The sequence below is a fragment of the Nocardia aegles genome, assembly GCF_052545135.1.
Genome location: NZ_JBQWRI010000025.1, coordinates 1 through 10320, shown reverse-complemented (window position 1 = coordinate 10320; position 10320 = coordinate 1). Strand labels below are relative to the sequence as shown.

Sequence of the window (10320 nt, the reverse complement as noted above, 5' to 3'; positions counted from 1 at the left end):
CACCGGGTGGTCGCCTCATCGGGGACCGTCCAGGAGGGGTCGGGAGCGGGGTCGCATCAGGCGGCAAGGTGACGTTTAGAGCTGCGCCACCGGAGGTGGCGTGTCTGCGCGGTGGGCGCGCTCAGTGCAGGGACGAGGTTCATGTGCGTAGGTCGCGGTGCAGGGCGCGCAAGTCGTCGGTGAATACCGTGTAGCACAGCGTGTCCGGTGGTCGAAGCGTTGATAGACGAGGAACCACAAGAAGAGGGTCCGGCCCGGCGGCATGTGCGTGATCGAGGGCGTGTGATGGAGTAGTTATAAGGAAATACCGGCCACGGCGGCGGCGTCGATGAGCTGAGCTAGGTGGTGGTGCGTTTGCTGCGCGACTGAGAGACAGCCCAAACTGGTGAATGCGTGTTCGGGTGCTGGCTGCGCCAGAATGGTCGGGTGGACTCCGTAGTTGCGCAAGTCGCGCAGGTAGGTGGCGAACGCGCGCAGGTCGACGGCGACATAGGTCTTGACCCCGTCTGCCTCAAGTTGCTGCAGGACCTCGTTCTGTAACGCGGCAATCCCTCTGTGCTGCAGAATGTTCGTGAGGCTCTGCACTCGAGCGGGTGGTGTACCACGGTTGATTATGCTGTGGGCAACGACGTGCCAGGCTGCTTCGTTGACCGCGCCAAACTGCGATACCGCGCTCATGTAGAGGCCCCGCCGAAGTGCGGTCAGGGCTTCTTCGAGGACCTCGGCCGACCGCGGAGTGAGCAGCGGTCCAATCTCGCTCTGCCACTGCGCCGCCCGGAGCAGAGGTACGTCTCCGATCGCTTCCAGGCCGGGTGTAATTCGGAAACGACCCGGCATCCGTCTGCAGTCGGTGGGTATATGCAATGCCGTATTCAAGTGGGGACCGTTGTGGCCGAGAGTTACCGGGAGATGGAGGTCTTCTTGATCTTGCCACGCGTCCATAGGTACGAGTGATCCCTGCGCCAGCAGCCTGCTGACTGCAGTCCGGACGGCCGCCGTAGCGCGGAGTTGCCGGACTCGCGTCCTTTCGGCCAGACCCTCGTATCTGTCGGGCCCATACAGAGCGAAGGGGAGGTTGCGCTCGTCAATGTCGGACGTCGAAACACCCCAGTGCTCGCACAACGCGACAACGCAATCCCTGATATTCGCTATAGCGCCGTGCTTGACCTGCGCCAGCACGACCTGCTCGGCATCGGAAACCTCTGCAAATCCGGGCTTCACCGCGGCGGCTAACTGAGCGGTCTCCTCCGCGTGTTCGTTGGTCATGGAGGCAGAGTAGAGACCGTTGCCGACACCCGCTGCGGAAACGGAGGGCCGACCACGAGATGCCTCCCGGCGCGATGGGTGATCCAGACCGCTAGCATCCCCGCCGGGTAGGTCATACATCAGTGGCGAGTATGGAGCCGGGCATGCAGGTGTGGCAGGCCGGACGGGGAATCATCTGGTGCGTATTCTTGGCGCGCCCGTAGGTATGACACAGGATCCGTTGCAGGCAGGTATGCGCTTCCGGCCGCAGCCAGGAGGTGATGTACACCGCCAGCCGGCCGTCCGCGACCCGCGGCAACGGCACCGAGACCAGCGTCCGCCGCAACCGTGCGATGCCGATCCGCTCCCGGTCCAGTGCCGCATAGGCGCTACGCTGAGGGGCCGGTACGGGCGGCTCAGAGGTCAGAACTCAAGCTAGACGACGGAACCTACAGTTCGGGTTTGCACCAGCATGGAGGACGCTCTCCGCGCAACCGAGAAACGCTATCCTCCATGACGCCGAGGGCATGGTCTATAAGTTCGATAAATCCCGGATAGTCACAAGCTTGAGCAGACCGTCCATCTCCGTCGAAATCGACGATGTAGATCCTTACAGGCCAGAAACCGCCAACTGCCTGCTTTGCGCTTTCCTCAATAACATTAATCTGCGCATGCCAGTAATGCTGACTACGAGGGCAGCTAAAGTGGAATTCTTTCTCATCGCTCGGCCAGCCCGGATTTGACCATATTGCATCGACTTCCGTTTGGAGAATCTCACACCGCTTCCTGACGGTCGATGTCTGATACTCCCTGCGTTCGGATTCGGTGTCCAAGCGCAGTTCGCTGAGGCTGGTCAGGGTAATATTCGAGTTTTGCGCCATGCGTGGCGCACCTGATTGAAATCCACTTTCACTCAAGAGGATTCCCCTGTCGGCGCCCACGTCTTGAGCGATAGCGGAGAGTGCGGCGACTTTTTCTTTTGAAACGCGCCGCCGCCAATGCTTGCACTCAACAATCCACAAGAATCGTATTCCTGCTTTTAAGCCTCGAACAGTCACATCAATTTTATGAGTTCCGCGACTGCCGACCAACTGCTCACCAGTGCGCGTATCGAGACCGAGGGAGCGATAGAACTCGGCAGTCTCATCTTCATAGTTCTTCCATCCGGTCACTGTCGATATATTACACAGCGATTATCGCGCTGCTGTCAGTCGCTTGGGTGGGACGACGAGTCGGTTTGCGATCCCCGAGCGGGTGGCTCGGTAACAGAGTAGGAATTCGGAGGAGACGTAGCGCGCCAGGCCAGAGCGAGGCATAAGGTTGGCCCTGGGAGGTGGTGGACTGTACCGAACGGCGGGCTGGCTGCGCCTCCCCTCAGGTCCGCCCTTCTCTCGTAGAGGCTCCGGGGTCAAGAGGGGGGCGAAGCCCATCCCGTAGGGACGCCTTCGGCGCTCTGGAGGCTGGAGGGGCGCGGGAACGCAATGCAGGCCGCCATGCATTAGGGCCCCGCGACCGGAGGTTGCGAAGGGATGCTCACTGCTGCTTCAGGAGTCGACCGGGTTGCCCGGAGTGAAGCGTCAGATGTCGTTCGCCCTGGGATGTTTCAGTTGCGACCACGTGAAGCGGTTGGCCGTCGCTCAGTGTCGCTGCCCCGGTCGAGTAGCCGGTGCCTTGGAATTCACCGTGCGTCAGTGGAATCTCGCCTACCCGTACTCGGGCCGGGCCACTGATTTCTATGAAGGTGATTCGTCGCAAGTAGTTCCCAGTTGGCGCTTCCTTCTGGAGGAACATCTCTGCCTTCTCCCCTGTTTCAGGGTTGGGGATCACTACGGGCTCAACGACAATCGAGAAGTGGGTCTCGTTGCCTTGCGCGTTACGCAGCATGTCGGATGCGGTCACGTCGAGATGGCGAGTGACTTCGTTGGCGTACCCCTGGGCGAATCCCAACGGTGCGCCATCAGCCAGGAAGAGCACATTGTCCTGCAGTGCAACAATGACCTCATCGGGTCGGTCGGCAGTAGCTTCCACGCCGATTCTGATCCGCTCGGGCGTGAGATCCATGGCGCCGAAGCCGAGTACGTCGATCCTGCCAACGATGTCGGTACCGAACGAGGGCGGAAGACTGCCTGGAACTGCGGTCTCGATGCGGCATGCCTTGGCTTTCTCCAGTGCAGCGGGAGTGAATCCCGACTCGGATGCTAGTACCAGCAGGTTGGTCGGAAGCCGCAGATGCTTGCCGTGCATCTGGTCAACCCACGACACATCTCGGATACGTTTGTGGCTTGAACACTCGATACAGATCCGGATCAAATGACCCGCAACGGTGTGCTCGATGCAGATGTCTACCTCTCGCTCAGCGCCGGTGTCGAGGTCTTGGAGCATCTTCGACTCGGTGACGATGGCTTCGCCGCGAACATGCTCACTGATTGTCGCTACAAGTGTTTGGAACGCGTTGGTTCGTTTCGGCACACGGCAACGGTATCCTCGTATGCCGACATGATTGGACTCTCCGGGACGGCCCAGGGCAGGGCTCCGTGAACGGTTCCGGCGGATTCGTGGTCGAGCTGCGGAGGCAAGTCGGGGACGGCAGGCGTCGTGCCCAGCACTGCTCGGTGAACGAAATAGTGACGAACGTCGATAGCCACCGTGCTACCACGTCGCCAAAGTGGATAGCCGATGATGCTGACAGGAGCGGAGCGTTGCCCGTGCGCCGCCGACGCGCCGACGCTCCGCGCCGCCCGGGCGCTCTTGAGTGAAGCACAGCGAAATTCGGCAATTGAAGACTCGGTCCGTCTCCGCTTCTCCGTCCCTCGAACTACGTCGTCGGTATGGTGAGGATGTTGAGGTAGTCTGCATCGAGGCCAACGTGGCAAGGGGGTGCACACCAATAGACTATGGAGAAATTCTCTCTGACATGCGGGTTCTTTGCTGGTTAGCACACAGTGCCGAGAGTGTTTGATCTCATAATTGTGCTGCCGCACGAGGTTGGTCTCAGCGGTCGGGTCGTTGCGGCAGGTCGTCTGTGTCGTGGACCAACCAGCGTAGGAACGCGACCACGTACGCGTTCAGGTCCGAGTCGACCTCGGCGACAGTTGCTTTCGCTCGGTGATGTAGCTCCGGATCCGGGCGGATGATCACGGCCGGAAACCTGTGCTGACTGGGCATTCCTCCATCATTCCACAGGTGGATATCCACCGCGCGAAATGGTAGGATTTAGGTGGCTATCCACCTTCTAGCAGGGGACATGATGGAATTCGCGACAGAAACCCGCGCCCCGGCACCACTCCGGAAACTCCTCATCCCACCCGGTCGACCCACATGGGCCACTGCCGCGGTTACGGCGTATCTCGGGTCGGTGGTGGCGGCGAACTGGCTGATCGAACAGTTCGGCATTGTGAGTGTCGGATTCGGACTGATGGCACCAGCCGGAGTGTTCGTCGTCGGCCCCGCTCTAGTCCTGCGTGACGGGGTGCAGTACCTGTGGGGCAAGCCGATCTCACTGGCCACGTTGGCGATCGGGGCGCTGATCTCCTACCTGGTGGCCAGCCCCGCGGTCGCTACCGCGTCGGCGGTGGCGTTCGCGGTCAGCGAGGTCACCGACTTCGTCATCTTCACCTGGCTCGCACCCCGCTGGACTCGTGCGGTGTTCTTCGGTGGGATTACGGGTGCCGTGTTGGACTCGGTCCTGTTCCTGTCCGTCGCCTTCGGTTCCCTGGCTCTACTGCCCGGGCAGCTGCTGGGCAAGGTTTACGGCGTCACTCTTGCCAGCGCGATGATCGGGGCCCGCAGATATCGGAGAGCAGGGCGGTGAAGTTCTTCCTGGGCACCCACCAGCCGAGTTGGCTCACCCGCACCACCGAACCACTGTTCATCAGCGACACCCGCCTGCGTGACCGCAAATCCTTCCCCCGCGCCCACGGCGAATGGGCTTTGGACTCCGGCGGATTCACCCAACTGCAGAAGCACGGCAGTTGGGACTCGGTCACTCCACGCCAGTACGTGGACCGGGTGTGCCGCTACCGCGACGAGATCGGGAACCTGGCCTGGGCGGCGCCGCAGGATTGGATGTGCGAACCGATCATCATCCACGGCGGTCGGATCGGAAAGACCATCTTCGCTGGAACTGGACTGTCGGTGACCGAGCACCTGCACCGCAGCGTGGGCAATCTGATCGACCTGCGGTCCCTGGCGCCGGATCTGCCGATTGTCCCCACCGTGCAGGGCTTCACGCGCGCCGACTACGAGCAATGCCTGGACCTTTACGACAAGGCCGGTATCGACCTGGCCGCTGAACCGATCGTCGCGATCGGCAGCGTCTGCCGCCGCCAAAACACCCGCGAGGCCGCCGAAATCATCACAGCGATCCACGAGGCCGTTCCCGGGATCCGGTTGCACGGGTTCGGGATCAAAACTTCCGGGCTGGGTGCCTACGGCTCGCTGCTGGCCTCTTCGGACAGCACCGCCTGGTCGGTCACCGCCCGCGAGGAGAAGATCCTGCTGCCCGGCTGCACCGGACACATCAATTGCGCCAACTGCCTGCGCTGGGCCTTCCAATGGCGAGAAAGGGTGCTCGCTTCGCTGGCCGGGCACGCCACCCGAACCCCGATCTGCCAGAAGCCTTCCCGGCGATCGGTGTCCAGAAAACTGGACAGAACCACCCGCGCTTCACACCGGTTGGCGCTGTCCGGATTCCGCGACGAAGCCGCCCGCCTCGAACGCGATACCAGCATCCGATGGGCCCACCGCGACGGCATGAGCATCCGCCAGATCGCCACCCTCATGGACCTCAGCCCGGCCCGGGTCGGGCAGCTCCTCGCTGGACCCGACCACGGGCCGCTCGTGGATCAACTTCGTGCGCTGCGGCAGAAATGGGGCGTCGATGCCGAACCGGCGACCCGCGCCGCAGCAGATCACATCATCGCCAACCTCACCGCCGCCGAACTTGCAGACCGCGAAGATGACAAGGGGCATTTCGGCGCCATCGCGAGAGACTGAACCGGGATCAGCAGAGCCGCAATTGATTCGGATCATACAGACGGACATACTCAGCGTCCACATGTGAATGCATTTCAAGGGTCCGGTTGAAGAATTCGGATTGACTGACCCCGATCGTCCGAGCGACCTCACTCCACGGCTTTTCAGGAAGCGCGCGCGCCAGTAGCGCATCGAAGGCATCACGGTCGTGCAGCCTGATCGTATAGCCGACCTCGGCTGCCCCTTCGATCGCCTGTCGCGCGCGCGTTGTGAAGTGATCTGCGGTCGATACCACGACCCCCAGAGTCGATTTATTGAGTACCAAGGCCCCCAACAGATTCCGAACAGTAGACACCGGCTCGGAGCTAGAAGCCTTCTCTCGACGTTTCACTTGCACGCACCAGGTACGTGTGTCGTCCTCGACCAGCAAGACATCCACCCCGCCGTCGTCGGGACGACCCACATGCCTGACCTCAACATAGGTGTCGAGCTCGCGAAATACCCGTGCGACAAGCTTTTCCAAGTAGGTTGGCGAGACGGTCTGATAAAGGCGCGGATGCTGACGGAACCACTGTGAAAGCTCTTCCAGCGTGCCCTCCGGAGCAACATCGTTGAACTCGCGCAACTTCGATGACGCGGTTGTCAACTTGCAATTGGCCCAGGTGTCTGCGCGGTAGTAACCCCAGTCTTTCTGAAGGTTGTTGATCCGCCAGTACCTACAACGTGGGCAGAAGTCGAGCCGGTCTACCACGGTGTAGATCTCCCAGATCTCAACCTCCTCGGGCGTTCTCTGGAAAGGATCGGGATGATAGAACTCATCGGTCTGTAACTGCGTCCTACAGAACGGGCACATCGTCTGCACGAAAGGCAACCCAGCGAGCGTTTTCCGGTCGTAGTCGTCGAGCGTGCCGTACCGGTCCAGTGCAGCGAACTCTGGGATCGACCTGCGAAGCGTCTCGGCTCCGTTGATCCAGATGGTGTCCCCGAAGTCGAGATCACCCCTGTCATCGTCTTCTTCTGTGCCGGGGCGCTCCTGGCCCTTCACGATCGCGATGTCGTGATACGGCACGAGGCTAGTCTCACCGTTCATTGCGTCGTCCCAAGAGAAGATGGCCATCCGCAGTTGCGTCTGGCCTATAGCGTGGTTGGTTCAACTTCGGCGACGTTACCGAAGACCACCGACAAGCCGTCCACCGTGTAGAAGCGAACGTCTTGATCGCCATTCGGATCCAAGCGCACAGTCTTCAACGGCTGCCGTAAGCCTGACTTGCGGTCATGTATGCCTCGCGTCCGTCGGAGCATCGAGGGGAGGAACAGGCTGCCGGCACCCAATCGACATAGTGGCCCTTCGTCAAGATCGATCCGTTGGCGACACTGCGATTGACGTCCGGCCGTTGAGCGCGTGGGTCACTGTACGCCCCCGCTGCGGTGATGCTCGGACCCGATCTCCTCCGGCGGCAGCGCGAGTGAGACTCCTGGGTATGGTTTGGAGATTCGATTGACCATCTTCAAGATACGTGTACTCTCTTGCAAGAGAAGGGGGTTAAATTGGGAGATTCACCGATGCATCTTCTCGGCGACATTGCGCGAGAGTGTGCCATCCGAGATGCCTACGCGCAACGATTGTCCGAGTTCCGTCCAGATGAGAGGTTGCTCAACACCGAACACACATTCCGCGGCAACAAGATCCGTGCCGACATGCGAACCGTCGACCGCAGCGACATCGTGCGCGTATGGGAGTTCAAGATCGTCGCCGACTATCGTGGACTGGGTCAAGCCCTGGCGTACTGGGCTCAAGAGCGCGCTGATTCGCAGCTGCAGCGTCCAGTCAAGGGTGTTCTCGCGGCATTCGACTTTCAATCCGAAATCGTCAATGCCGTGGAGAATCTGAACCTTGGCCTTGAGCTAGTCACGATCCCACCAAAGCTTCGAGCCGCGGGATTCGTCCCACAGAGCGTGCCGCTGCCTTCCACGCCGGCGCTGCTCATCCCGCACCACCCCCTGGCCCCGCCATCCGACAACTAGGAGTCCTACGTGTCCATGCCGATGATCCCGCAGACCAAACTCATTCCCCACGAAGACATTCCGTCAGATCCTCTGTTCAAGGGATTGAAGATCGTCCGCTACCAGTCCGACGAAGCCGCCCGGCGCGCCTATGACGGCAACCGCTACGATTTCCAACACGAACTCGAAAAGCGCCACATGATACGCGGGGTGACTTTGGCGCTCAAGGGTGCTGAGACCGACTACCGGATCTCCGCCACGATGCATCCCACCCTGCGCCAGTTCGTCGAGATCGTGCGTTACGACCCGTCGGTCGAACATCTGGAAGACTTCGACGCGGTTGAGATGAGAGATGCCCACAGGCAGACACAGCAAGACTTCAAGGGGGCCAAACGAGACAATCTGGCCTTCTTTAAGAACTATGTCGTCGAAGCAATCCGTGGAGACAGGGCAGCCTACCTGCCGACTGTCAGCGGTTGGCAGCCACGAAGCGTCTTCACAGATACCATCTTCGTCGCGCTCGACGAAAGCAACCCAAGAGTGCTCTACGGTTGGCTGTTCCTGCCGAAAAGCCCTGTCCTCCAGGCCGATGGCCAAACCCAAACTGCAGCCCTGTTCCAGGCCTTTGCAACCGGCGTGGCCGATAAGTCCAAAGCGCGCGACAGTTTCGGCACGACCCTGGAGATCGAACTCAACGTCGACAGTCTTGGCGCAAAGCAGAGCTTCGCAGACCGTAACGGTCGAGGCTCCAAGAAAAATAAAAACCTTGTCGCACTGATGGATACCTCTTCCGGACTCGCGCAGTTGCGTGAGAGGGCGATCGCAGGAACGATCTTCGAAGACCGCCTTGGCGATGGGCGCACCGGTGGTGCCACCGTGACGGCGACCAAGACCATCGTCGAACTCTCGACGATGGATCAGATGCTGCTCAACGTCATCTCACGTGGCAACGCAAAGCCTCACTACATCAAGAACTTCCATGTGAACTACTTCCTGCCACACTGCCGCGAGTTCCTACTGCTGTTGGAGCAGCTGTTCGGTACCGATTGGGTTGAGCAGACCCCGAAGGGCGCCGAGCCCTATCGACGCCTCTACGTTCACGGATGGCCGTTCGCGTTGAAGGCACTCGCGATCGTCTATCACGACGTTCGGATCGATGTCCTCGGTCCTCTGTCAGCGCCGATCGGTCCGAGTGTGAGCGGCAAGGACGATCACACCACCGCCGAGGAAGCTCACCAGTCCTATCTGGAAGCTACGCGGCAAGTTGAGCCCAAATCGCCAAATCTCACGATGGAGGAATTCGCCGACCGTCTCCGTCAAATCGATTGGTACCGCCACCGCAAACACTGGATCAACATCACCGGCGCAGCTGTCGACGCGCAGACCGGCGGGCCAAAGGTCCGCACGATCCAGGACGGCAAGGGTGGGACCATGGAAGTCGTCGAAGCAAAGGCGCAGAACACCGCATCAGTGATCAACGACGTGGTGCGCAAGATCGAAGGTAACCACTGGACAGATCTCACAAACACCATCGACGCGGAACCCGATCTGCGGTAGCGACCGACTCCCGAACAACGATGTCGGACGATCGAGGACTAGCCACTATCGAAAGCAAAGGGACGGGTCGGGGACCACACCGGCCCGCGTGGCGATGAACGCCTTAGGTGAAGGGGATCGCCTGCGCTGGGCATGGGAAGCGATGCACCCAGGAGCCTCCGTTGAAAAGATCGTGGGATGACGAGACTGTTGTACTGCAGGCGCTCCGGTAACTAGAACAATCGGGCGATGCTCACCCGTGACGATCGGATTCCATGTACGGGGCCACAGCCAGTCATCCCGGCAGAGACTGGGTTGTTGTGGTACTCGGGTTGGGAGACCAGGCCGGGTACGGTTCTCGTCGTGCCCGCACTTCTCGGTTGGCGAAGTCAGCCATCTCCGTTCTGATGGCGGCAGCGCTGCGTTGTTGGCGATACGGTGAGGATGTCGGAGTCGTCTCGGCGGCCCCTTGGTGAGGGTTTTAACACCAATAGATTATGGTGAAATGCACCCTGACATGCAGGTTCTTTGCAGGTATGCACAGCGCCGACAGTGTTTGAT

At 60.6% G+C, this 10320-nt stretch carries 9 protein-coding genes; 4 read left to right on the top strand and 5 right to left on the bottom strand.

The features are described from left to right. Window positions 1-294: 294 nt before the first annotated feature. The 4 genes from ACT89H_RS29215 to ACT89H_RS29200 all read right to left on the bottom strand — a co-directional run bounded on the left by ACT89H_RS29215 (window position 295) and on the right by ACT89H_RS29200 (window position 3714). A complete protein-coding gene (locus ACT89H_RS29215; RefSeq protein WP_445111890.1) occupies window positions 295-1266 on the bottom strand; it encodes a hypothetical protein in 972 nt (323 codons plus the stop codon). 112 nt (window positions 1267-1378) lie between these two features. Beyond that, window positions 1379-1672, bottom strand: coding sequence for a transposase (locus ACT89H_RS29210; protein WP_445111891.1), 294 nt, complete (start codon window positions 1670-1672; stop codon window positions 1379-1381). A gap of 22 nt (window positions 1673-1694) precedes the next feature. Then, window positions 1695-2417, bottom strand: coding sequence for a restriction endonuclease (locus tag ACT89H_RS29205; RefSeq protein ID WP_445111889.1), 723 nt, complete (start codon window positions 2415-2417; stop codon window positions 1695-1697). Between the two features lie 361 nt (window positions 2418-2778). Continuing rightward, complete coding sequence (locus tag ACT89H_RS29200) at window positions 2779-3714, bottom strand: hypothetical protein (protein WP_445111888.1); 936 nt, start codon at window positions 3712-3714, stop codon at window positions 2779-2781. Between the two features lie 946 nt (window positions 3715-4660). On the opposite strand from ACT89H_RS29200, the gene ACT89H_RS29195 reads away from it, so the two are divergent. Next, window positions 4661-5056: a hypothetical protein gene (locus ACT89H_RS29195; protein ID WP_445111887.1), complete on the top strand. Its 396-nt coding sequence runs from the start codon at window positions 4661-4663 to the stop codon at window positions 5054-5056. Next, window positions 5053-6240, top strand: a complete 1188-nt coding sequence (locus ACT89H_RS29190; protein ID WP_445111886.1) for a deazapurine DNA modification protein DpdA family protein — start codon at window positions 5053-5055, stop codon at window positions 6238-6240. Before ACT89H_RS29195 ends, ACT89H_RS29190 begins: the two co-directional genes overlap by 4 nt. A gap of 7 nt (window positions 6241-6247) precedes the next feature. On the opposite strand, the gene ACT89H_RS29185 is transcribed toward ACT89H_RS29190, so the two are convergent. Then, a complete protein-coding gene (locus ACT89H_RS29185; RefSeq protein WP_445111885.1) occupies window positions 6248-7336 on the bottom strand; it encodes a restriction endonuclease in 1089 nt (362 codons plus the stop codon). A gap of 446 nt (window positions 7337-7782) precedes the next feature. On the opposite strand from ACT89H_RS29185, the gene ACT89H_RS29180 reads away from it, so the two are divergent. Then, window positions 7783-8244 (top strand): PDDEXK family nuclease, encoded by a 462-nt coding sequence (locus ACT89H_RS29180; RefSeq protein WP_445111884.1) that lies wholly within the window; start codon window positions 7783-7785, stop codon window positions 8242-8244. Between the two features lie 9 nt (window positions 8245-8253). Beyond that, the gene (locus ACT89H_RS29175) at window positions 8254-9780 is read left to right on the top strand and encodes a ParB N-terminal domain-containing protein (protein WP_445111883.1); all 1527 of its coding nucleotides are present in this window, start codon (window positions 8254-8256) and stop codon (window positions 9778-9780) included. Window positions 9781-10320 lie beyond the last annotated feature (540 nt).

What these genes read in the sequence shown, in the direction of transcription:
- ACT89H_RS29215 (WP_445111890.1), bottom strand. Translation starts at nt 1,266, where the DNA reads ATGACCAACGAACACGCGGAGGAGACCGCTCAGTTAGCCGCCGCGGTG.
- ACT89H_RS29195 (WP_445111887.1), top strand. Translation starts at nt 4,661, where the DNA reads ATGGCACCAGCCGGAGTGTTCGTCGTCGGCCCCGCTCTAGTCCTGCGT.
- ACT89H_RS29185 (WP_445111885.1), bottom strand. Translation starts at nt 7,336, where the DNA reads ATGGCCATCTTCTCTTGGGACGACGCAATGAACGGTGAGACTAGCCTC.
- ACT89H_RS29180 (WP_445111884.1), top strand. Translation starts at nt 7,783, where the DNA reads ATGCATCTTCTCGGCGACATTGCGCGAGAGTGTGCCATCCGAGATGCC.